The 21,948-nt window shown below is 69.6% G+C and carries 19 protein-coding genes; 3 read left to right on the plus strand and 16 right to left on the minus strand.

Annotation, left to right across the window (positions count from 1 at the left end; all coding sequences use genetic code 11):
• Positions 1-6: 6 nt before the first annotated feature.
• Positions 7-1,668: an ABC-F family ATP-binding cassette domain-containing protein gene (locus ACFPUZ_RS01540; protein WP_376999196.1), complete on the plus strand. Its 1,662-nt coding sequence runs from the start codon at positions 7-9 to the stop codon at positions 1,666-1,668.
• Here ACFPUZ_RS01540 and ACFPUZ_RS01545 read toward each other — a convergent pair whose 3' ends face one another.
• Positions 1,669-2,214 (minus strand): WKL family lipoprotein, encoded by a 546-nt coding sequence (locus ACFPUZ_RS01545; RefSeq protein WP_376999198.1) that lies wholly within the window; start codon positions 2,212-2,214, stop codon positions 1,669-1,671.
• Between the two features lie 91 nt (positions 2,215-2,305).
• Here ACFPUZ_RS01545 and ACFPUZ_RS01550 point away from each other — a divergent pair, with 91 nt between their 5' ends.
• Positions 2,306-3,223, plus strand: a complete 918-nt coding sequence (locus ACFPUZ_RS01550) for an asparaginase (RefSeq protein ID WP_376999200.1) — start codon at positions 2,306-2,308, stop codon at positions 3,221-3,223.
• A 98-nt stretch (positions 3,224-3,321) separates the two neighbouring features.
• Positions 3,322-4,656 (plus strand): HNH endonuclease signature motif containing protein, encoded by a 1,335-nt coding sequence (locus ACFPUZ_RS01555; protein ID WP_376999202.1) that lies wholly within the window; start codon positions 3,322-3,324, stop codon positions 4,654-4,656.
• Here ACFPUZ_RS01555 and ACFPUZ_RS01560 read toward each other — a convergent pair.
• From ACFPUZ_RS01560 to mraY, 15 genes are all read right to left on the minus strand, one after another.
• A complete protein-coding gene (locus ACFPUZ_RS01560) occupies positions 4,653-6,023 on the minus strand; it encodes a DNA polymerase IV (RefSeq protein WP_376999204.1) in 1,371 nt (456 codons plus the stop codon). The two genes, ACFPUZ_RS01555 and ACFPUZ_RS01560, sit on opposite strands and share 4 nt — an antisense overlap.
• Positions 6,020-6,829 (minus strand): EamA family transporter, encoded by an 810-nt coding sequence (locus ACFPUZ_RS01565; RefSeq protein ID WP_376999206.1) that lies wholly within the window; start codon positions 6,827-6,829, stop codon positions 6,020-6,022. Before ACFPUZ_RS01565 ends, ACFPUZ_RS01560 begins: the two co-directional genes overlap by 4 nt.
• On the minus strand, positions 6,826-9,993 hold the full coding sequence (ileS, locus tag ACFPUZ_RS01570) for an isoleucine--tRNA ligase (protein ID WP_376999208.1): 3,168 nt from the start codon (positions 9,991-9,993) through the stop codon (positions 6,826-6,828). The genes ACFPUZ_RS01565 and ileS overlap by 4 nt, the downstream gene beginning before the upstream one ends.
• A 251-nt stretch (positions 9,994-10,244) precedes the next feature.
• Positions 10,245-11,213 carry a DivIVA domain-containing protein gene (locus ACFPUZ_RS01575; protein ID WP_376999210.1) on the minus strand — a complete coding sequence of 323 codons (969 nt, stop codon included), beginning with the start codon at positions 11,211-11,213 and terminating at the stop codon, positions 10,245-10,247.
• Between the two features lie 171 nt (positions 11,214-11,384).
• On the minus strand, positions 11,385-11,675 hold the full coding sequence (locus ACFPUZ_RS01580; RefSeq protein WP_376999212.1) for a YggT family protein: 291 nt from the start codon (positions 11,673-11,675) through the stop codon (positions 11,385-11,387).
• Positions 11,676-11,760: 85 nt separating this feature from the next.
• Positions 11,761-12,234: a cell division protein SepF gene (locus ACFPUZ_RS01585; protein ID WP_376999214.1), complete on the minus strand. Its 474-nt coding sequence runs from the start codon at positions 12,232-12,234 to the stop codon at positions 11,761-11,763.
• 57 nt (positions 12,235-12,291) lie between these two features.
• A complete protein-coding gene (locus tag ACFPUZ_RS01590) occupies positions 12,292-12,954 on the minus strand; it encodes a YggS family pyridoxal phosphate-dependent enzyme (RefSeq protein ID WP_376999950.1) in 663 nt (220 codons plus the stop codon).
• Positions 12,951-13,670: a peptidoglycan editing factor PgeF gene (gene pgeF, locus ACFPUZ_RS01595; protein WP_376999216.1), complete on the minus strand. Its 720-nt coding sequence runs from the start codon at positions 13,668-13,670 to the stop codon at positions 12,951-12,953. The genes ACFPUZ_RS01590 and pgeF overlap by 4 nt, the downstream gene beginning before the upstream one ends.
• A gap of 10 nt (positions 13,671-13,680) precedes the next feature.
• Entirely contained in the window at positions 13,681-14,826 is a 1,146-nt protein-coding gene (gene ftsZ, locus ACFPUZ_RS01600) for a cell division protein FtsZ (RefSeq protein WP_376999218.1), read from the minus strand.
• Between the two features lie 121 nt (positions 14,827-14,947).
• Entirely contained in the window at positions 14,948-15,607 is a 660-nt protein-coding gene (locus ACFPUZ_RS01605; RefSeq protein WP_376999220.1) for a cell division protein FtsQ/DivIB, read from the minus strand.
• Positions 15,608-16,975, minus strand: a complete 1,368-nt coding sequence (gene murC / locus ACFPUZ_RS01610; protein ID WP_376999952.1) for a UDP-N-acetylmuramate--L-alanine ligase — start codon at positions 16,973-16,975, stop codon at positions 15,608-15,610.
• A gap of 92 nt (positions 16,976-17,067) precedes the next feature.
• Entirely contained in the window at positions 17,068-18,141 is a 1,074-nt protein-coding gene (gene murG / locus ACFPUZ_RS01615) for an undecaprenyldiphospho-muramoylpentapeptide beta-N-acetylglucosaminyltransferase (RefSeq protein ID WP_376999222.1), read from the minus strand.
• Between the two features lie 3 nt (positions 18,142-18,144).
• Complete coding sequence (locus ACFPUZ_RS01620) at positions 18,145-19,500, minus strand: FtsW/RodA/SpoVE family cell cycle protein (protein WP_376999224.1); 1,356 nt, start codon at positions 19,498-19,500, stop codon at positions 18,145-18,147.
• Complete coding sequence (gene murD, locus ACFPUZ_RS01625) at positions 19,497-20,840, minus strand: UDP-N-acetylmuramoyl-L-alanine--D-glutamate ligase (protein ID WP_376999226.1); 1,344 nt, start codon at positions 20,838-20,840, stop codon at positions 19,497-19,499. Before murD ends, ACFPUZ_RS01620 begins: the two co-directional genes overlap by 4 nt.
• Positions 20,837-21,946 (minus strand): phospho-N-acetylmuramoyl-pentapeptide-transferase, encoded by a 1,110-nt coding sequence (mraY, locus tag ACFPUZ_RS01630; protein WP_376999228.1) that lies wholly within the window; start codon positions 21,944-21,946, stop codon positions 20,837-20,839. The genes murD and mraY overlap by 4 nt, the downstream gene beginning before the upstream one ends.
• Positions 21,947-21,948: the final 2 nt, after the last annotated feature.

Consider the following 21,948-nt stretch of genomic DNA (forward strand, 5'->3'; position numbering starts at 1 on the left):
GACATCATGGCCTCCCCCCATCACCTCAAGCTCGACGGGGTCAGCTTCACGTACCCGGGTTCCGTCCGGCGGGTTCTCACGGACATCACCTTCGCGGTGCCCTCCGACCACGTCACGGGCCTCATCGGGGAGAACGGTTCCGGCAAGTCGACGCTGCTGCAGCTCATCGCCGGGTCCCTCGAGCCGGACGTCGGTGTGATCACCACTCCCCCGACCACCGGATTCATCGAGCAGGAGACGCAATTGCCCTTCTCCTCCCCCGCCGCGGCGCTCATTGATGCGGCGGTGGCGGAGCTACGGGACGTCGAGAAGCAGATCGGCGAGCTCTCCGCGCTCATGGGCGAGGATCCGGACCGCTACGCGGAGGCCTTCGACGCCGCGCTGGCCATGGCAGAGCAGGCGGGCGTGTGGGAGCTCGACTCCCGCATTGCCACGGTGCTCGCCGGCCTGGGCCTGGCGAACGTGCCGCTGGAGACCCGCCTGGGCGACATGTCCGGTGGTCAGCGCCGTCGTTTCGCCCTCGCCGCGTTGCTGCTGCGCCCGGTGGATGCGATGGTCCTCGACGAGCCGACCAACCACCTCGACGACGACGGCGTGGACTTCCTCATCCGGGAACTTGCGGAGTTCTCCGGCCCGGTGCTCGTGGCCAGCCACGACCGCTTCTTCCTCGACCAGGCCGCCGACTCCCTCGTCGACCTCGATCCCGGCCTGGGACATGAGGGCGGCGGCGGGGAGGACACCCGCCAGGGCACCGTGTTCACCGGCTCCTTCACCGACTACCTGGAGTCCCGCGAGGACATCCGGCGTCGTTGGGAGGAGCTCTACACCGTGCAGGAGCACGAGCGCGCGCGTCTGGAGAAGGCCGCCGAGCAGACCGCGGAGGACGTGTTCCACAAGCAGACGTCGAAGTCGGAGTCACGTATCTCCGACAAGTTCTACGCCGACCGCGCCGCCAAGACCGTGGGCAACCGCCTGCGTTCCGCGCGCAACCGCCTCGAGGCGCTGGAGCGCGGCGAGCTGCCGAAGCCGCCCGCCCGCCTGCGTTTCCACGGCATCCCCGAGCACACCTCGGCCTCGCTGGGTGAGCCGGCCGTCTACGCCAAGGACATCTGGGTGGGCGACCGCCTCGGCCCGCTGACCATCAAGATCAACCCGGGCGAGCACTGGCTCATCGAGGGGCCCAACGGCGCGGGTAAGTCGACGTTCCTCAAGGTGGTCGAGGGCAAGTGGGAGATCACCGAGGGCGAGCTACGCATCCCCGAGGAGGTGGTCATCGGCCGCCTCAGCCAGGACGACGAGTGGATCGACCTGGGCAAGACGGCGGAGGAGATCTTCGCGGACCACGTGCCCGCCGGCTCCCCGACGCTGGTGGACATGGGCCTGATGAACGAGGAGACCGCCGCGCGCCCCCTCGGCGAACTCTCCCTCGGCCAGCGTCGCCGCGTGTCCCTTGGCGTCATTCTGGCGTCACCGCCGGACATCCTGCTTCTCGACGAGCCCACCAACCACCTCTCCCTCGCCCTGGCGGAGGAGCTGGAGGAGGCGTTGTCGACGTTCCCGGGCACGGTGCTCATGGCCACGCATGACCGCTGGATCCGGCGCCGCTGGGCGGTGCGTACCGACGGCCGCGGCAAGGTGCTCTCCCTGCCGGGCCGCCGGGACGACTAGTTACTGCGCCGGGGCCTCTTCAGCCGGGGCCGGGTTGTAGTCCAGGCACATGGCCGGGACCTGCTCCGGGGCGACGGTGTTGGTGATGAGGGTGCAGGCCCAGGACTGGGACAGCTTCCAGGTCCCACCCTCATGGATGAACTCGACGTTCTCGGCCGGCTGGGCCTCGGACTCCGGGAGGATGAAGTTGACCGACGCCAGCACCGAATCCGGGGTGTAGCCCGGCAGCACCGGGTTGACCACCTGGAACTGCGCGCCGGACTCCGCCTGGGAGGCGGCCATGACCTCGAAGAGCTCGGGGGCGTGCTCGCCGCCCTGGACGGTGTTGACCTTCTCCTCGACCGGGACGTTCGGGTCGGTCGCCTTGGCCAGGATGGCGTTGAGCTCATCCGCGGTCGGCAGCGCCGGAGCGGCAGCGGTCTCGGTGGTCTCCGTCGCGGTGGTCTCGGTCGTGGTGGCGGTGGTGGTGTCGCCGTTGCCGCAGGCGGCGAGGGCCCAGGCCGCGCCGAGGGCGGCGGTGATCGCGGTCATCTTGCTCAGCTTCACGGGAAAAAACTCTCCTGTAGATAGGGGCGCATCTGGGTTGATGGTACACGTGTGGAAGAAGTGACAACACTTCCTGTGGCACTCTGGGCCCATGACACGTATCGCGTTGCTCACCACCGGCGGCACCATCGCCTGCACCACCGATGCCTCCGGCGCCCTGCGCCCCACCATCTCGGGGCAGCAGCTTCTCGACGCCGTCTCCGAACACGTCTCCGCCTCCGTCGAGGTCCGCGACCTCACCCGCCTCGACTCCTCCGCCATCACGCTCTCCGAGTTGGACGGGCTCATCGGCGCGGTCCACGAGACCCTCGCCGACCCCACCTGGGACGCCGTCGTGGTCACCCACGGCACCGATTCCATGGAGGACACCGCCTTCGCCCTCGACTGCTTCCACACCGATGACCGCCCCGTGGTGCTCACGGGCTCGCAGCGCGCCTTCGACCACCGCGAATCCGACGGCCCGGGCAACCTCATCGACGCGCTGCGGCTGGCGTCCGACCCGCTCGCCCGGTGCCAGGGCGTGCTCATCGCCTTCGGAGGCTGGACCATCCCGGCGCGCGGCGCGGTCAAGCGCCACACGACGGATCTCGACGCCTTCCTGTCGACCGTGCCGCGCGAGGTCCGCCGCCCCGCGGGCCTGCCGCCCGTCCCGCTCGCCGGGACGTGGGTGCCCGTGCTCGCCGCGTGGCCGGGCGCCGACCGCACGCTTATCGACGCCGCCGTCACCGCCGGCGCCCGCGGCCTCGTCATCGAGGCCCTCGGGTCCGGCAACATCGGCCCGGACATGGGCGCGGGCGTGGCCGCTGCCCTGGCCGCGGGTGTGCAGGTGGTCATCACCTCCCGGGTTCCCGCCGGTGCCGTGTCCCTGTCCTACGGCGGGACCGGGGGCGGGGCGACGTTGGGGTCGCTGGGCGCGGTCAGTGCCGGGCACCTGCGGGCCGGCCAGGCGCGGATGGCTCTCGTGGTGGCGTTGGCCACCGGAAAAAACGTCGCTGAGCTGCTCACTTAGGGCAGTTACCCCCGGAGATTACCCCCAATGTCGGGGGCGTGGTCTAGGTTGGATTTCGAACACACGAACGAGATGTGATCGAAGGGGGTGAACCACACATGTCTCAGCCGGCGTCCTGGTCCGTACTCAATCCGCAGAGTCTCTTCTCCCGCGCCCGGCGCGCCCGCACCGCCGCCGAGCACGAGTACTGGCGCATCCTGCGTCCGGTCGCCGACATCAACTCGGAGGAGGACTGGACGACCGTCTGCACCACCATCTACCGCGACACCGGGCTGAGCAAGAACCTCATCTCGCGCAATTTCCAGGCGCTGGACATTCTCGACCAACTGCCACGCCTGAAAGCGCTCGTCGGCGAGACCTTTCTGCTCGATCTCTATCACCTCTCGGTCATCGCCAAGGCGATCGGCAAGGCGCCCACCGAGCTGCAGGACGACGACTACCTGTGGAAGGTCCTCGACCAGGACCTGATGAGCCTGTTCACGCCGAAGCGCCCCCAGCAACTGCTGCCCGGCACCCGCACCATCAACAACACCATCGCGGATGCCATCGCCAGCGTGAAGGCCCTCGCCGCCCCGCAGGTCCCCTCCCCCTGGGGTGCGCCCGCTCCGGATCTGGAGGACGGTCCCGTCCCCTGCGAGGATCCCGCCGCCACCCTGCGCAGCCTGCCGCCCGCCGAGGATGCCGCGCAGCTGTCCAGCCTGTTCATCGAGCAGCTTGAGGATGACCGGGTGAACTTCTCCCTTACCGTTGATCAGGCCACCGGCACCCTGCTGCGTGACGTCATCTCCCAGGCCGCCAGCACCCGGGAGACCAGCCCGGCGAAGGCCCTGGTCAAGCAGCTGTTGGAGCCGATCTCGCTGACCGTCAACTCGCTGCTCTACTCCGCCTCCGACGTCGATGACGCCCCCGTCTACCATCCCGCCACCGGCATCCTCAACGCCGAGGCCGCCGCCACGCTGCAGGACATGGTCACCCGCACTCTCGACATGGATGCCGCGCAGGACGCCGAGACCACAAAGCACGACATGACCTTCCCCCAGCGCGCCTTCGTCATCGGCCGGGACTGGACCTGCCGCTGGCCCGGCTGCAACGCCCCGGCCACCCACCTCGACGGCGACCACCGCATCAACCACGAGGATGGTGGGCCCACCCGTCCCGACAACATGATCATGTTGTGCCGCCACCATCACAACCGCAAGACGGATGTGCAGGCGACCTACCTCCTTGATCCCGTCACCGGTGATGTCTACTGGCACTTCGCCGACGGCACCTACGCCGTCGACCTCGCCGCCGGCCCCCTCACCCCGCGGAAGAAGAACTGGGTGCAGACCTATGCGCAGCGCACCGCCGCCGCCCGCACCTACGCCGCCCGCAAGGCTGCCGCCGAGGAATTCGAGCAGTATCAGGCCAACCTGGTGCCCGATGACCCTTAATCCTGCTCCGCCAGCCAGTCCTCCCAGGCCAGGCTGGCGAGGGGGTCCGCGGGTTGCAGGTCGGGGTCGTCCTCGGCGAAGGTGCGGGTGGTGCCCGGTCCGGTGGCACGGGTCTCGAAACGCACCGACACGATGCCGTGCCCGGCCCCCTGGACCCAGCCGTGACCGAACTCCGGGTGCTGCACATCCTGGGTGGCGCGCCACCCCTCGGGGGGACGCTCCACCTCCGCCACCGGTTCGGCAATATGATCGCTGACTCCTGTCTCAAAGTCATCGTCGGCGCCCGCCACCACCACCTGCTGGTCGAGTTCCGGAAACAGCACATCCTGCTGGGCGGCCTCGAGACCGGAAAAGCCCACCCCCACCAACCGGATGGGGCCTACCTCGTCGGGGTAGCGCGCCAGGCGGAAGGCGGTGGCCTGCAGTGTCTCGAGGTTGTCGGTGGCGTACGGCAGGGTCGCGGAGCGGGATTCGATGCGGAAGTCAGCCATCCGGAGCTTGACGGTGACGGTGCGGGAGCCGCGGCCGTCGATAAGCAGGCGGCGGTGGGCGGCCGCGGCGGCGCGGGTGAGCGCGGCGTCGACCTCCGGGCGGGTGCTCAGATCCCGCGGGTAGGTGTGCTCGGCGGAGATGGACTTCGCCTCGGCGCGGGGCTCGACGGGGCGGTCGTCATGGCCGTTGGCCAGCGCCCACAGCATCGGGCCGACGGTGCCTCCGAGGGAGATGACCACCTCCTTCTCGCTCAACGCCGCGAGATCCCCGATGGTGACCACCCCGATCTGGGCGAGTTTGGCCTCCGTCACCGGCCCGACTCCCCAGAGTTCGGTGACGGGCATGGGGTGGAGGATTTCCAGCTGGCGGTCGCCGGGGATGACGAAGGTGCCGTCGGGTTTCGCCCGCCCCGAACCGATCTTGGCGTACTGCTTGCCGGTCCCCGCCCCGATGGAGGAAGGCAGCCCCGTCTCCTCGCGGATGCGTCGGCGCAGATCATCCGACCACGCCTTCACCTCTGCGGGGGTGGCTCCGACGAGTTCCTCCGGTTCCATGAAGGCCTCGTCGATGGAGAGCTGCTCGACCACCCCGACGCGGGAGGAGATGAGCTGGAACACCCGGCGCGAAGCGGCCACGTACACCGGGCGGCGCGGGGAGACCAGCACCGCCGAGAAGCCGACCAGGCGCGCTGCCTGGTGGGTGGGCATCGCCGAGCGGGCGCCGAACTTCCGGGCCTCGTAGCTGGCCCCGGCGACCACTCCCCGACCGGACACGCCCGCCACGAGGACGGGGCGCCCGCGGAGCGTCGGCCGGGTCAGTTGCTCGACGGAGGCGTAGAACGCGTCCATGTCGATGTGGAGGACCCAGCGTGTCATGGGCGTCTCAATGCCACCGCGGCGACGACGAGGACGATGCCCACCAGCTCCGCCCCCGACAGCCACTGGCCCAGGGCGACGGCGCCCAACAGAGCCGCGACGACGGGCAGCAGCGCCTGAAGCAGCGCGAAATAGGAGGAGCCGGCCATCCGCATGACCACCTGGTCGAGCGTGTACGGGATGACCGCCGAGAGGACTCCCAGCCCGAGGGCCAGGCCGAGGAGGGTGGTCGCCGGCTTATCGACGCCCGCCGGCCACCACCACACCATGACAGGCAGGGCGAGGACGGCGGCCATGGTGAAACCCACGGTCATCGACGTCTGCGGGGTGTCCAGGGCGATGCGGGAACCGACGAGGATGTACACCGCCCACAGGCCACCGGCCAGCAGGGCGAAACTCAGGCCCAGGGCGGCCGTGGACCACACCGCCCCGGAGATGACCACCACGCCGATCGTCGCCAGGGCCAGTGCCGCCCAGTCACGGACGGAGCGGGACCCGAGGGCCGCGACGAGCACCGGGCCGAGGAACTCCACCGCCACCGCCGTGCCCAGGGGCAGGCGCGCGATGGACTCGTAGAAGGCCATGTTCATGCCCATGGTGGCCACGCCGTAGAGCAGCGCCGGGGCGCTGCGGAAGTCCCGCAACCGCGGACGGACCAGGACGAGCAGGATGACGGCGGCCGCGGAGATGCGGAACCAGGCGACGATGGTGGGCGGCAGGACGTCGAAAAGCCCGACCGCCACGGCGGCTCCCGCGTACAGGCTCAAGCCTGACGCGATCATCACCGCCGGGGCACGGAGCTTCATCGCCGGGTGACGGTCGCCTTCACGCCGGTGACGATGTCATGCGCCGCGTCGAGAGCCTCGCTCGTGACGTCCAGCTCGAGCGCGAGGACCTCGCCGGCGATGAGCTCGCGGTGGCGCTGCGCCCACTCCAGCTTGTCCTCCGGGACGGAGAGGACGACGGTGATGCGGTCGGAGACCTCGAGGCCGGTGGCCTTGCGGGCATCCTGCAGTCCGCGGATGACGTCCGCGGCCCAGCCCTCGGCCTCCAGCTCCTCGGTGACCTCCATGTCGAGGACGACGAGGCCGTCGAGGCCGTCGATACGCGCGGTCGACTCCGGGTTGGCGGCGACGAGACGCTCGGTGTACTCCTCCGGCTGCAGCTCGATGCCGTCGGCCACGACCGCGTCACCGACACGCTCGTAGTTCCCGGACTTGACGGCCTTGATGACACGCTGGACATCCTTGCCCAGGCGCGGGCCCGCGGCACGCGCGTTGACGACCACCTCGAAGGTGCCCACCGAGTCGACATCCGAGGTCAGCTCGATGTTCTTCACGTTGACCTCGTCACGGATGATGCCGGCGAAGGGCGCCAGCTGCTCCGAGTCGGGCAGGGCGACGGTGAGCAGCGGCAGCGGCAGGCGGTTGCGCAGCTTGTGGGCCTTGCGCACCGAGGAGGCCGCCGAGCAGACCCCGCGGGTGGCGTCCATCGCGGCGACCAGTTCGGCGTCGGCCGGAATGGTGTCCGCCTCCGGGAAGTCCGCCAGGTGGACGGAACGCTCGCCGGTCAGGCCGCGCCAGATGACCTCCGAGGTCATCGGCAGCAGCGGGGCGGTGACGCGGGTGAGCACCTCGAGCACGGTGTAGAGCGTGTTGAAGGCCTCCGGGTGCGCGTCGTCGCCAGCCCAGAAACGGTCGCGGGAGCGGCGCACGTACCAGTTGGTCAGGGCGTCGGCGAACTGGCGGACGGCATCGGTCGCGTCGGCGATGTCGGTGTTGTCCAGGGAGACCCGGACGGTGGCCACCAGGTCGTGCAGCTTCGCCAGGATGTAGCGGTCGAGCACGTCCTCGGAATCCACGGACCACTGCGCCGGCTTTGAGGAGTAGAGCTGCAGGAAGGAGTAGGCGTTCCAGATCGGCAGCAGCGCCTGGCGCACGCCGTCGCGGATGCCCTGCTCGGTGACGATGAGGTTGCCGCCGCGCAGGATCGGCGAGGACATGAGGAACCAACGCATGGCGTCGGAACCGTCGCGGTCGAAGACCTCGTTGACGTTCGGGTAGTTGCCCTTGGACTTGGACATCTTCTGCCCGTCGTCGCCGAGCACGATGCCGTGGGCGACGACCTTCTTGAACGCGGGGCGGTCGAAGAGCGCCACCGACAGGACGTGGAGCAGGTAGAACCAGCCGCGGGTCTGCCCGATGTACTCGACGATGAAGTCCGCCGGGTTGTGGTCCTCGAAGAATTCCTTGTTCTCGAAGGGGTAGTGGAACTGCGCGAAAGGCATGGAACCCGAGTCGAACCACACGTCGAGCACGTCCGGGACGCGGCGCATGGTCGACTGCCCCGTCGGGTCGTCGGGGTTCGGGCGGGTCAGCTCGTCGATGTAGGGGCGGTGGAGGGACTGCGGGCGGACCCCGAAGTCGGCCTCGAGCTCGTCGAGGGAACCGTAGACGTCGACACGCGGGTACTCGTCGTTGTCCGAGATCCACACCGGGATCGGCGAACCCCAGTAGCGGGACCGCGAGATGTTCCAGTCGCGGGCGTTCTCCAGCCACTTGCCGAACTGGCCGTCGCGCACATGCTCCGGCAGCCACGTGATCTCGTCGTGGTTGAGCTCGACCATGCGGTCGCGGATCTCGGTGACGCGGACGAACCAGGAGGGCAGCGCCATGTAGATGAGCGGCTCGCCGGAGCGCCAGGAGTGCGGGTAGGAGTGCTCGATGGTCTGGTGCCGCAGGACGCGGCCGCGCTCCTTGAGGTCGCGGATGATGTCCTTGTTGGCGTCGAAAACCAGCTGGCCCTCGTACTCGGGGACCTGGGAGGTGAACTTGCCGTCCATGTCGACAGGGATGACCACGCCGATGCCGTACTTCTTGCAGGACTCCATGTCGTCCTCACCGAAGGCCGGGGCCTGGTGGACGATACCGGTGCCGTCCTCGACGGTGACGTACTCGGCGAGGATGACCTGGAAGGCGTTGGGCTCGTCCGCGAAGTAGTCGAACATCGGCTGGTACTGCAGGCCTTCGAGAGAGGCTCCGGGGAGCTTATCGACGACCTCGTGCTCACCGAATTCCTTCGCCAGCGTGCCCACCAGGGGGGCGGCCATGAGGTAGACGGCGTCGGCGGTACGGACCAGCGCATAATCGACGTCCGGGTGGACGGCGAGCGCCAGGTTCGAGGGCAGGGTCCAGGGGGTGGTGGTCCAGGCGAGGGCGGCGGCGTCGGCCAGCAGCGGCTGGGCGGCGAGGGTGGCCTCGGCGGCCGAGCCGGCGACCGCCCCGGTCACCGGGAAGGTGACGGTGAGGGCGGGATCCTGGCGCATCTTGTAGGAGTCGTCGAGGCGGGTCTCCTGGTTGGACAGCGGGGTGTGCTCGGCCCAGGAGTAGGGCAGCACGCGGAAGCCCTGGTAGATGAGGCCCTTGTCGTAGAGCTGCTTGAAGGCCCAGATGACGGACTCCATGTAGCCCGGGTCCATCGTCTTGTAGCCGTTGTCGAAGTCCACCCAGCGGGCCTGGCGGGTGACGTACTCCTTCCACTCCTCGGTGTAGCGGAGCACGCTCTGGGCGCAGTACTCGTTGAACTTGGCCAGGCCCATGTCCTCGATCTGGCCCTTGTCGGTGATGCCCAGCTGCTTCTCGGCCTCCAGCTCCGCCGGCAGTCCGTGGGTGTCCCAGCCGAAGACGCGGGGCACGTGGTGCCCGGTCATGGTGCGGAAACGCGGGATGATGTCCTTGACGTAGCCGGTGAGCAGGTGGCCGTAGTGCGGCAGACCGTTGGCGAAGGGCGGGCCGTCGTAGAAGACGTACTCCTGCGCCCCCTCCCGCTGCTCGAGGGAGGCCTGGAAGGTGCCGTCCTGCTTCCAGTAGTCGAGGACGATCTCCTCCATGTCGGGGAAACGGGAGGAGCCCCCGGTCATGTCCACCTTGGGGTAGACACCACCGACGGCGGTTTTCTTCTGCTCGGACATCAAGATCCCTTCACTCACGAACTGACGGTCGGTGCAGGGACGCTCGCGCGCGGTACCACCCTGCTTGGGCACCCGGGGGTGCCCCACTTCGTTCGTGGTGAAGGTCTGTCACGGTCCCACCCGTCCGGTTCTACTCGGCGTGCGCCTTTCTTCCGGATGCTCCCCGGTGATGGCCGGATCGTCGCGTCTGGGACATCACTATACACGCGACAAGGCTCCCCGCCGAAGCGGGGAGCCTTGCTCGGTGCTGCCTAGTTCTGCTTGCCTGCGTCGGCGTTCGGGGCCGCGGAACCGCGGGCCTCGAGCTCCTGCAGCTGGGACTCCAGCAGGGTCTTCAGGCGGGTGCGGTACTCGCGCTCGTAGGTGCGCAGCTCCGCGATCCGGGTCTCCAGGGCCGTCTGCTGCTGCTTGACGGTGGCCATGATCTCGGTGTGCTTGCGCTCGGCGTCGGCCTGCAGGGCGTTCGCCTTTTCCTCGGCCTGACGGATCTGGGCCTCGGCGCGGGAGTTCGCCTGGTTGGTGGTCTCCTCGGCGCGCTTCTCGGCGTCGGCGACCAGGGACTTGGCGCGGGTGTCGGCCTCGTTGACCTGCTGCTCGGCGCGCTTCTGCGCATCGGCCAGCTGGTGCTGGGACTTCTGGTCGGCCTCGGAGAGCTGGGCCTCGGCGGCGGCGCGGGCCTCGTCCAGCATGGAGCGGGACTCTGCCTGTGCCTCGGAGGTGAGGCGGTCGGCCATCTCCTGGGCCAGGCCCAGGACCTTGGCGGCCTGCATGTGGGTGTCGGCGGTGGCCGGGGTGGTGTCCTGCGGCACAGCGGCGACGGCGGCGGCCTTCTGCTGCTGCTGGGGCTGAGCCTGAGCCTGCTTCTTGGCGGCCTCCAGCTCGGACTTCGCCTTCTGCAGGTCGGCCTTGGCGGTCTTCGCCTCGGCCTCGGCCTTCTCGGTGGCCTTGCGGGCCTCGCCGAGCTTGGCCTCGTACTCCTTGCGGACCTTCTCCTCAATCTCCTTGCGGAGCGCGGCCTCATCAACACCGTCACGGCTGCCGGCGGGGGCTCCCCCCTCGTCGAGACGCGCGCGAAGATCGTCGTTGTCATCCTGCAGCTGGGCGAGGGTGTCTTCAACGAGGTCGAGGAACTGATCGACCTCGTCCTCGTTGTAGCCCCGCTTGCCGATCGGCGGCTTACTGAAAGCGACGTTGTGCACATCAGCTGGTGTCAGCGGCATTGGCGTTCCCTTCGAGTTTGTGATGGCCCGGTAGGCCTGCGCGGTGTGACCCGCTTAATGCATTTCGTTTAATAGTACGTCGACTGCTGGGTCAAGTGTAACCCCGGGCGAAGCCACGCAGACCACGGACACACTAAATCTTTACCGGAGGTTCAGTGTAACGGCCACTCATCAGCGGAAAACACTCAACACGATGAGTTGCAGGACAAAGAGAATGATGAACAGGACAATCACCGACATGTCGAGGGCGACGCCACCCATTTTCAGGGGAGGAATGACCTTCCGCAGCGCCTTGACCGGCGGATCCGTGATCACGAACAGCGGCTCCGCGACATAGATGAACCAGCGCGGGGGCTGGAAATTGCGCGAGAAGGACTGGATCATCTCGATGACGATGCGCGCGATAAGGACGAGTGAGAACACCCGCAGGATGAGGTACAGGACAGCTCCGATAAGACTCACGTCCACCGAGCCTAGTGCCTGGGCCACGAAAAAAGGTAGGCACCCGCCGAAGCGGATGCCTACCTGAGTCCAGCTGCGTGTCGGATCAGCGCAGCTTCGCGGAGCGCTCGAGCTCCACCTGGGAGAAGTCGGCGCCCTCCGGGACGATGGCGAAGACCTGGCGGTCGGTATCGACGTTCTTGGACACGTTGACCATCGTGCCGCGCAGCGCGTAGCAGAGGCCCGCGGCGAAATCGACGATGCGCTTGTTCTCGCCCGGCTCCATGCGGGTCATGTCGAAGACCACGGCGTCGCCGTCGCGGAAGGGCTCGCCGATCTGGGCGGCCTGGCTGTAGGAGGAGACCTCCACGGCGACGAGCTTGGCGGCCGGGGTGTAGCGGGGGCGCTCCTCGCGGTCACGGTCGTAGTCGTAGCCGTAGTCGCGGGACGGGGCGTAGGCGGCCGAGCCGCTGGAGCGGTAGCGCGGCTCCTCGCGGTCGTAGTCGTAGTAGGCGTCCTCGTGCTCCATGTCGATCGGAGTCAGACCGAAGAACTCCTTGGCGTTCCTGATGATGGACATATGGTTTCCTCTCCCGTCGGTGCAGCTGGCACGGGGTAATCGTCGATGACTTTGCCCTTACGCTAGTGGCCGTAGACCCATCACATCGGTTCCGACACGCACGATATCCGAACCCTGGGCGATGGCGGTTTCCAGGTCCGCGGACATGCCTGCGGACAGCTCCATTCCGGCGCTGAGTTCCCGCGCGCGGGCGAAGACGGGGGCCGGATCCACGCCCAGGGGCGGAACCACCATGAGGCCCCTGAGCTCGAGGTTCTCCGCCGCCCGCACGATGGTGACGAGCTCCGGGAGGTCCTCCTCCGTCACTCCCCCGCGGGCCGCGTCCCCGTCGGCGGACAGCTGCAGGTAGACGGGCAGCGGCGTGTCCCGCTCCCCCCGCTCGCGGGCGAGGGCGACGCCGCGGTCAAGCGCCTGGGCCAGCTTCACCGAATCCACCGAGTGGACGCTGGCCGCCCAGCGCGCGACCGCGTTGGCCTTCTTGGTCTGCACCTGTCCGATCATGTGGATGCGCATGGCCGGCACCGCCTCGGCCTTGGCGCGCGCCTCCTGTTCCCGGTTCTCCGCGACGTCCGTGACGCCGAGTTCGAGGAGCAGCTCCAGATCGGAGGCGGGGTGGAACTTGGTCACGGGCAGGAGGCGGACGGGGCGCCCGTTCGCGGCGGCGTCGATACGCCGGCGGGTGGCGGCGAGGTTGGCCCGCAGGTCGTCGAGACGCGTCACGGCAGCCACACCAGCCCTGCCTGTCGTCCCGTCGTGCCCTCGCGGCGGTAGGAGAAGAAGTCCGCGTCCTCGATGGTGCAGCGCGGGTCGGCCTCGATGTTGGTCACGCCCAGGCCGAGCAGCTGCCGCACCAGCCCGGCGCGGACGTCGATGCCCGCGGTCCCCTGCTCCGTGCGGGTCCGCGACCCGGGCAGATGCTTCTCGACGTCCGCCGCCATCTCCGCCGGCACCTCATAGTGACGCCCCGAGGCCGCCGGCCCCATGACCGCCTGGATGGAGGTGGCGCCGAGGTCCCGCATCGTCTCGACGGCCCGGCGGACGATGCCGTTGCGTGCGCCCATGCGGCCGGCGTGCACCGCGGCGACGACGCCGTTGGTGTGGTCGGCCAGCAGGACGGGCACGCAGTCGGCGACGAGGACGGCCAGCGCCAGGCCCCGCTGGGTGGTCACCAGGGCGTCGGTGGCCTCGACGGGTCCCGGCTGCGGGCCGTCGACGACTGTGACGGTGTGGGAGTGGATCTGCTCCATCCACACCACATGCTCGAGGTCGAGGACGCGGGCCAGGCGGGCGCGGTTCTCGGCGACGGCCGCCGGGTCATCCCCGACGTGGTCACCGAGGTTGAAGGAATCATAGGGGGACGACGACACCCCGCCCGCACGGCTGGTGAAGACCATGCGGACGGGGCGGGGGGCCTCGTTGGCGCTGCTGAGGGACATGCCCTAGAGGTTAGCGCAGGAAGTCGGGCACATCGAGATCGTCGTCGCGGGAGGTGCGCTGCTCGCGGGCGGAGGTGAACAGACCGCCGGTGTCGCGCTGGTGGTGACGCCCCACCTCGGGGGTCTCCTCCTTGCGCTCCTCGAAGAGGCTGCCGCGCGGGGCGGGCTCCTCCATCGGGGAGGGGGTGGCGACCACGGGGGTGTTGTTCTTCGAGGCGTCGAAACCGGTGGCCACGATGGTGACGCGGACCTCGTCGCCGAGGTTGTCGTCGATGATCGTGCCGAAGATGATGTTGGCGTCCTCGTCGGCCTGCTCCTGGACGGTGGTCATCGCCTCGTTGACCTCCATGAGGCCGAGGTCGGAGGCACCGGCGACGGAGAGCAGCAGGCCCTTCGCGCCTTCCATGGTGGACTCGAGCAGGGGCGAGTTGATCGCCTGGAGGGTGGCGGCCATGACGCGGTCGTCGCCACGCGAGGAGCCGACGCCCATGAGGGCGGAGCCGGCGTCGGTCATGACGGAGCGGACGTCGGCGAAGTCGACGTTGATCACGCCCGGGGTGACGATGAGGTTGGTGATGCCCTGGACACCGTTGTGCAGGACCTCATCGGCGGCGCGGAAGGCCTCCATCATGGACAGCGAGGCGTCGCCGAGCTGGAGGAGACGGTCGTTGGGGATGACGATGAGGGTGTCGCAGACCTGACGCAGCTCCTCGATACCGGCCTCGGCCTTGCGGTTACGGGCCGGGCCCTCGAACTTGAAGGGCTTGGTGACGACACCGACGGTCAGCGCGCCGAGCTTCTTGGCGATGCCCGCGACGACCGGCGCGGCGCCGGTACCGGTGCCGCCGCCCTCGCCGGCGGTGACGAAGACCATGTCGGCACCCTTGAGGGTCTCCTCGATCTCGGACTTGTGGTCCTCGGCGGAGGTGCGACCGACCTCCGGGTTGGCGCCGGCGCCGAGGCCGCGGGTGGCCTCGCGCCCGATGTCGAGCTTGGTGTCGGCGTCGGAGAAGAGCAGGGCCTGGGAGTCGGTGTTGATGGCGACGAACTCGACACCCTTGAGGCCCTCTTCGATCATGCGGTTGACGGCGTTCACTCCGCCGCCGCCGACGCCGACGACCTTGATGACGGCGAGGTAGTTGTTCGGTGAGGTCATAGGTTCTGGCCGCGCCTTTCAGGGAAATGTGTGGTCTGTTACGAGGTTGTCTCCATCATGGGTGACCGCGCGCGGAATGTCAGGGACATTTCGGGGCGTGTCGATACCCTCAACCTCAGGTTTAACGTACGGTCACCAGCGAAGGATTCGACACATTCCAGTGCTGACCCTCCCGCTGAATCGCCGTCTGCACGGCAAGCGACTTGTCGTGGTTGGCGTCCGAGGCACCCCAGAAGATGGTGCGCCCGTCGTGCAGCCGCAGCTCCAGCTCGTACTCGCCGGGCACGTCGACCGACGCGATGAGCGCCCGCACGTGCTCCGGCAGGGCCATGAGGGCCGCCGCCACGCCGGTGAGCGTGTCGGGGTCCTGCCGCTGGGAGCCGGTCACCTCGACCGATCCCTCCGGCGGGACGTCGATGACGAAGGGACGGCCGTCGGTGTCGATGAGGTGCTCGCCATCTCCCTCCCGGCTGTACATGAGCGCCTGCCGCTCGATGACGGAGACCGCGAGGGTGGAGGGCCAGTGCCGGGAGACGGTCGCGCTGCGGACCCACGGGAGTTCGGCGACGCCCCGGGCGGCCTGCCCGGCGTCGACACGCACGAGGTTGTCCCCCTCCCGCACCCCGGTGGCCTCGCGGACGTACTCCTCCGGGGAGTGGGCGTTGCCGCTGATCTCGAAGGTGGAGACCCGCAGGACGGGGAACGCCCACAGCACGCCGACGGCGAGCAGGAGGACGAGCAGCACCCCGCCGGCGGCGGTGATGATTCGGCGACGCGACATCTAGCTGTCCAGGGCCGCGAGAATCTCGGCGGCGAGCAGCGTGACGTCGCCCGCACCCATGGTGAGCACCAGGTCCCCCGGCCGCGCGAGGCCGCGCACGGTCTCCGGGGCGTGGGAGAAGTCGGGCTCGTAGACGACCTCGGTGGTCATGGCGTCGGTGATGATGCGGGAGCTGACGCCCTCCACCGGCTTCTCGCGGGCGCCGAAGATGTCGAGGACCACCGCGGCGTCGGCCAGCGACAGCGCCGCGGCGAACTCCTCGGCGAACTCGATGGTGCGGGAGTACAGGTGCGGCTGGAAGGCGACGATGACCCGCGCGCCCTCCCCCTCGGCCTCGACCTTCTGGCGGGCGGCCTGGAGGACGGCGGTCACCTCGGTCGGGTGGTGGGCGTAGTCGTCGTAGACCCGCACGCCGCCGGCGGTGCCGCGGTACTCGAAGCGCCGGCGCACGCCGTTGAAGTCACTGAGCCCCTCGGCCAGGCGCTCGAGGTCGCCGCCCGCCAGGTGTGCGGCCAGCAGCGCCGCCGCCCCGTTGAGCACCATGTGCTGCCCGGGGATCTGCAGGGTGACGTTGAGGTCGCGGCCGTCGATACGAATCAGTGCCGCGGAACCGGCGTCGGTGACCTCGGTGGAGAGCACCTCGGCCCCGAGCGGGATCTCCGGGTGCAGCGCGGCGGCGTCGGTCGTGCCGTAGCCGAGGACGCGGAGGCCGCGCTGCAGGCTGCGCTCGCCGAGCGCGGCGGCGTGGATGTCATCGAGGCAGACGACGAGGTAACCGTCCGGGGTGACGCGGTCCGCGAAGTCGTCGAACACCTGGTGGTAGGCCTGGGCGGTGCCGAAGTAGTCGAGGTGATCCGGCTCGATGTTGGTCACCACGGCGACATCCGGGGAATACCGCAGGAGGGAGGCGTCGGATTCGTCGGCCTCCGCCACGAAGGTGTCCCCGGTGCCGTGGTGGGCGTTGGTGCCCGAGCGGTTGAGCTGCCCGCCGATGGAGAAACTGGGGTCCAGGCCCGCGGTCTGCATCGCCGCCACCGCCATGGAGGTGGTGGAGGTCTTGCCGTGGGTGCCGGCGAAGAGCACCTGGCGGTGGCCCTCCATGAGCTCCCCGAGCAGGTCGGAGCGGCGGATTACCGGGATCCCCTCCTCGTGGGCGCGCACCAGCTCCGGGTTGTCCTGCGGAATGGCGGCGAAGGACACGACCACCACGGTCGGCAGTTCGCCGGAGATGAGGAGGTTGGCGGCGTCGTGCCCGACGGCGACGTGCGCCCCCGAGGAGCGCAGGGCCCGCACGGGGCGGGAGTCCTTGACGTCGGAGCCGGTGACCACGGCGCCCCGGTCCAGCAGGATCCGCGCCACCCCGGACATGCCGGAGCCACCGATGCCGATGAGATGGACGCGGGAGAGATCGACGGTCACGGGTGCTGCGCTCCTGGTGTGAGGGGACGGGGTCGGGGAAATTATTCTACTGCCGCGGCGATGGCGTCGGCGAGCGTCACTGCGGCGTCACCGGCGGCGTGCTCGCGCGCGGCGGCCTGCATGGCCTGACGCTGCTCGTCCTCGCCGAGGATCGCGGTGACCTCCGCGACGAGGCGCTCGGGGGTGAGTTCGGCGTCGGGGACGAGGCGGGCGGCCCCGGCCTCGACGACGCTGGTGGCGTTGAGGGCCTGCTCGCCGTTGCCGTGCGGGAGCGGGACGTAGACGGCCGGCAGCCCCGAGGCCGTGACCTCCGCGACGGTCATCGCCCCGGAGCGGCAGACGATGAGGTCGGCGACGGCGTAGGCGGCGGCCATGTCGTCGATGTAGGGCACGGCCACGTAGTGGTCGCGGCCCTGCGGCGCGGTGTTGCGCTTCCCGTAGGCGTGCAGGACCTGGTAGTTCTCCGTGAGCTTCTCGACGCCCCCCGCCACCGCCTCATTGAGGCGCACCGCGCCCTGTGAGCCGCCGGTGACCAGCAGGGTCTTACGCTCATCCAGGCCCCAGGTCTCGCGGGCGCGGGCGACGGCGGCGTCGTGATCGAGGTGGCGCAGGCCGGCGCGCACCGGGATGCCCACGACCTCCCCCGGCATGCCCGAGTCCGCCACCGCGTTGAAGCTGGTGGCGCCGAGCTTCTGCCCGAGCTTGTTGGCCAGGCCGGCGCGCGCGTTGGCCTCGTGGACGAAGAAGGGGATGCCCAGGCTGCGGGCCGCGAGGTAGGCGGGCGCGGAGACGTAGCCGCCGAAACCGATGAGGGCGTCCGCCCCCGTCCGCTGCAGCACCGCCCGCGCCTGCCGCACGGCGTTGACCATGCGGAACGGCAGCTTGAGCAGGTCGAGGCTGGGACGCCGCGGCACCGGCACCGGGTCGATGAGCTCGAGCTGGAAGCCGCGGGCCGGGATGAGGTCACGCTCCAGGCCGCGCCGGGTGCCCAGTGCCGTCACCTGCGCCCCGTGCCTCTCGACGAGTGCCTCGGCCACCGCCAGCGCGGGCTCGATGTGGCCGGCGGTTCCCCCGCCGGCGACGACGACACTGAGGGGCTTCGTGGATGCGGACATGGATCACCGTCTCCTGTCAGGGTGGGGCCGATTTCTCCTGTTGACGCTACCAGTGACGGGCTCGCCGAACCTTTCGCGCGGGGTCGGGGCGCTGCGGCGCCGGACGGGGGCGCGGCGGGCCGCCGGCTCCGGGAGGAGCAGCAGGCGGTCGAAGAGCGGGCGCCCGTAGGACTGCATGGCGGACACCGCCTCCGGCTCGTAGCGGGCGACGGAGGCGAGCAGGCCCATCGACCCGAGGGTGATGATCGTGGAGGTACCACCGGCGGAGATCATCGGCAGCTGGATGCCCGTGACGGGCAGCAGGCCGACGACGTAGCCGATGTTGATGAACGCCTGGGAGACGACACCCGCGGTGAGCGCCCCGGCCATGAGCGCCTGGAACTGGTTCTGGGCGCGGAAGGCCGCCCGGAGGCCGAAGTAGCCCAGCGCGGCGAACAGGGCGATGACGAGCGCGCCGCCCCACAGGCCCAGCTCCTCGCCGATGATGGCGAAGATGAAGTCGTTCTTCGCCTCCGGCAGGTAGAACCACTTGGCGCGGGACTGCCCGACGCCGACGCCGGCGACGGACCCGTCCGCCAGGGAGAGGAAGCCCTGATAGGACTGGAACGCCACGCCCTGGGTGTCCTCGAAGCGCCCGAAGAGGGCGTCGAAGTAGACGTGGAAACGGTTGGAGCGGAAGCCGCCGCTGAGGAAGAGCCACACGAGCAGCGCGCCGGCGGCGATGAACGCGGCGAAGATGAGGCGGATGTCCACCCCGGCGAAAAACAGCGTGAACATGACGACGATGCCGAAGTTCACCGCCATACCGAAGTCACCCTGCGCGGCGATGAGCACCGCCATGACGGTGGCCACGACGGTGTACACGACGAAGGGGCTGCGCATGTCCGAGCTGGTGTGCCGCTTGTCCGCCAGGTAGGCCGCGCCCCACACGGCGATGGCGACCTTCGCCAGCTCCGAGGGCTGGAAGCGGATGGGTCCGACGGCGATCCACGACTGCGAGCCCACCTCGAGGCGACCGGTACCGATCCCCGGGATGAGCACCGCGACGAGCAGCACCAGCGCCACCAGCAGCAGCCAGGGCGTGAGTCGGCGGATGGTCTCGGGGCGGGTGCGCAGGGCGACCCAGAAGGCGAGGAGTCCGGCGACGATCATCATGAACTGGCGGGCCGCCTGGTTCCACACGGTCGCGCCCTCGAGGACGGACCAGGTCATCGTCGAGGACATGACCATGACGGCGCCGATGCCGACGAGCAGGAAGACGACGGAGCGGATCATGAAGTAGTCGAAGCCCGGGCGGGACTCCATCATCCGGTGCCAGTCGGCCCGCCAGCGGGTGAAGGTTCCGGTGGGGGTGCTCATGTCAGCCTCCCGGCCGCGGCGGCGAAGAGGTCCCCGCGCTCGGCCATGCCGCTGAACATGTCCAGCGAGGCGGCCGCCGGCGCGAGCAGCACCGTGTCGCCTGCGCGGGCGATGCCCGCCGCCCACTCGACCAGTTCGTCCATGGCGGCGGCCGGGTCGGTGGAGGTGGTGGTGTGCACGGGCAGCTCCGGGGCGAGCTCGGCGAGTGCCCGGGCGATGAGCGGGGCGTCGACGCCGAGCAGGCCCACGGCCCGCATGCGGTGGGCGTGCTCGCGCAGCAGCGGGGCGATGTCGGCGCCCTTGAGCTGGCCGCCGGCGATCCAGATGACGTTGTCCAGCCCGGCCAGCGCGGCGTCGGCGGCGTGCGGGTTGGTGGCCTTGGAGTTGTCCACCCAGGCCACTCCCCCGCTCTCCGCCACGGTCTGCCCGCGGTGCCCGTCGACCTGGAAGGCGGCGAGGGCGGCGGCGATGTGTTCCGGCCGGGCGCCCTGGCTGCGGGCGATCGCCGCGGCGGCGAGGGCGTCGAGGACCCCGGCCGGCCCGGCGGGCTCGATCCCGGCGACGGGCGCCAGGATGACGGGGGCGTCGCCGGTGTTGTCCACCAGCTGGCCGCCGATGACGCCGAACTGTCCCAGGCCCGGCTCGCCGAGGGTGAAGCCGGTGTGCTTCTCGACGCCCGCGCGGCCCAGCGCCGCGCACACCTCGGCGTCGTCGACACCCGCGACGGCCACCGGGCCACGCAGAGCGCGGGCCTTGTCGTCGGCGTAGGCGGTGAAGGAGCCGTGCCAGTCGATGTGGTCCTCGGCCAGGTTGAGCAGCACCCCGGCGTCGGGCGTGAGCCGGGAGGACCAGTGGAGCTGGAAGGAGGAGAGTTCCGCGACGAGGATGTCGACGCGCGAGGCGTCGCCGAGCGCGTCCGCGACGGAGACGCCGATGTTGCCCACCGCCTCGGCCCGCAGGCCGGTCTCCCGGCCCAGCTCCTGCATCATGGCGGCGAGCATGGCGGTGGTGGTGGTCTTGCCGTTCGTGCCGGTGACCACCAGCCAGGTGCGGGGGGCGCCGAAGGTGCCCGCCCGGTCGAGCCGGTAGGCGAGTTCGACGTCGCCGATGACCTCGAGGCCGGCGGCTGCGGCGTCGATAAGCAGCGGGTTGTCGGGGCGCCAGCCCGGCGAGGTGACGACGATCTCGAACTCGGCGAGGCGCTCGCGGGCCTCCGCGACGGGGATGCCCGCGCCGTTGTCGTCGGCGACGACCACGGACACGCCGAGATCGTCGAGCAGGCGGGCAATGCCGCGTCCGGAGACTCCGGCGCCGGCGATCAGGGCGGTTCCGGTGATCATCTCAGGCTCACTCCCGTGACGGACAGCCACTCAGCGTAGAAGATGGAGACTCCCAGCATCACGGCCATCGCGGCGATGAGCCAGAAGCGGACGACGACGGTGGTCTCGGGCCATCCGCCATTCTCGAAGTGGTGGTGGAAGGGGGCCATGCGGAAGAAGCGGCGGCCGGTGGTGCGGAAGACGATCACCTGGATGACCACGGAGGCGGCCTCGATGACGAAGAGCGCGCCGATGATGATCATGAGCAGCTCGGTGCGCGAGGCGACCGAGAGGCCGGCGACGAGGCCGCCGAGGGCCAGGGAGCCGGTGTCGCCCATGAAGATCTTGGCGGGCGCGGCGTTCCACCACAGGAAGCCCAGGCAGGCGCCCAGGCCCGCGGCGGCCAGGACGGCCAGGTCGAGGGGATCGCGCACGGAGTAGCAGCCCGGCTCGACGGAGACGGTGCAGGAGTTGCGGAACTGCCAGAAAGTGATGAGCGCGTAGCCGCCCATCACGAAGGCGGTGGTGCCGGCGGCGAGCCCGTCGAGGCCGTCGGTGAGGTTGACGGCGTTGGACCAGGCGGCGATGAGGATGTACATGAACAGCACGAACACCACGATGCCCAGCAGCGAACCGCCGAAGGCGATGTCGAAGGTGTCGATGTCCCGGACGAACGACAGGTGCGTCGAGCCCGGAGTGAGGCCCTGCTCATCCGGGAACCACAGGATGAGCAGGCCGAAGGCGACGGCGAGCACGAGCTGGCCGACGAGCTTCGCGGTCTTATTGAGGCCCAGGTTACGGCCCTTGACCAGGCTGATGAAGTCGTCCGCGAAGCCCAGGCCGCCGAGGCCCAGGGTGAGTCCGAGGACGAGCAGGCCGGAGATGGTGAAACCACCGGAGCCGATGATGAGTCCGTAGACACCGACGGTGAGGTATCCGACGACGATGCCCGCGATGATGGCGATACCGCCCATCGTCGGGGTGCCGCGCTTGCGCAGATGGGACTTCGGCCCCTCCTCGCGGATCTCCTGGCCGATGCCCTCGGCGGAGAACCGCCGGATGAGCACCGGGGTGGTGAAGATGGCGACGAGGAAGCTGACGATTCCTGCGATGATGATCTGTGTCACGT

Source organism: Corynebacterium nasicanis (assembly GCF_042658165.1).
Classification (GTDB): domain Bacteria; phylum Actinomycetota; class Actinomycetes; order Mycobacteriales; family Mycobacteriaceae; genus Corynebacterium; species Corynebacterium nasicanis.

What these genes read in the sequence shown, in the direction of transcription:
- ACFPUZ_RS01560 (WP_376999204.1), bottom strand. Translation starts at nt 6,023, where the DNA reads ATGACACGCTGGGTCCTCCACATCGACATGGACGCGTTCTACGCCTCC.
- murC (WP_376999952.1), bottom strand. Translation starts at nt 16,975, where the DNA reads ATGTCCGGGGTGGCGCGGATCCTGCTGGACCGGGGCGCCGTGGTCACC.
- ACFPUZ_RS01585 (WP_376999214.1), bottom strand. Translation starts at nt 12,234, where the DNA reads ATGTCCATCATCAGGAACGCCAAGGAGTTCTTCGGTCTGACTCCGATC.
- ACFPUZ_RS01540 (WP_376999196.1), top strand. Translation starts at nt 7, where the DNA reads ATGGCCTCCCCCCATCACCTCAAGCTCGACGGGGTCAGCTTCACGTAC.
- ACFPUZ_RS01555 (WP_376999202.1), top strand. Translation starts at nt 3,322, where the DNA reads ATGTCTCAGCCGGCGTCCTGGTCCGTACTCAATCCGCAGAGTCTCTTC.
- murG (WP_376999222.1), bottom strand. Translation starts at nt 18,141, where the DNA reads ATGTCCGCATCCACGAAGCCCCTCAGTGTCGTCGTCGCCGGCGGGGGA.
- ACFPUZ_RS01550 (WP_376999200.1), top strand. Translation starts at nt 2,306, where the DNA reads ATGACACGTATCGCGTTGCTCACCACCGGCGGCACCATCGCCTGCACC.
- pgeF (WP_376999216.1), bottom strand. Translation starts at nt 13,670, where the DNA reads ATGTCCCTCAGCAGCGCCAACGAGGCCCCCCGCCCCGTCCGCATGGTC.
- ACFPUZ_RS01605 (WP_376999220.1), bottom strand. Translation starts at nt 15,607, where the DNA reads ATGTCGCGTCGCCGAATCATCACCGCCGCCGGCGGGGTGCTGCTCGTC.
- ACFPUZ_RS01575 (WP_376999210.1), bottom strand. Translation starts at nt 11,213, where the DNA reads ATGCCGCTGACACCAGCTGATGTGCACAACGTCGCTTTCAGTAAGCCG.
- ileS (WP_376999208.1), bottom strand. Translation starts at nt 9,993, where the DNA reads ATGTCCGAGCAGAAGAAAACCGCCGTCGGTGGTGTCTACCCCAAGGTG.
- ftsZ (WP_376999218.1), bottom strand. Translation starts at nt 14,826, where the DNA reads ATGACCTCACCGAACAACTACCTCGCCGTCATCAAGGTCGTCGGCGTC.
- ACFPUZ_RS01565 (WP_376999206.1), bottom strand. Translation starts at nt 6,829, where the DNA reads ATGAAGCTCCGTGCCCCGGCGGTGATGATCGCGTCAGGCTTGAGCCTG.
- murD (WP_376999226.1), bottom strand. Translation starts at nt 20,840, where the DNA reads ATGATCACCGGAACCGCCCTGATCGCCGGCGCCGGAGTCTCCGGACGC.
- ACFPUZ_RS01620 (WP_376999224.1), bottom strand. Translation starts at nt 19,500, where the DNA reads ATGAGCACCCCCACCGGAACCTTCACCCGCTGGCGGGCCGACTGGCAC.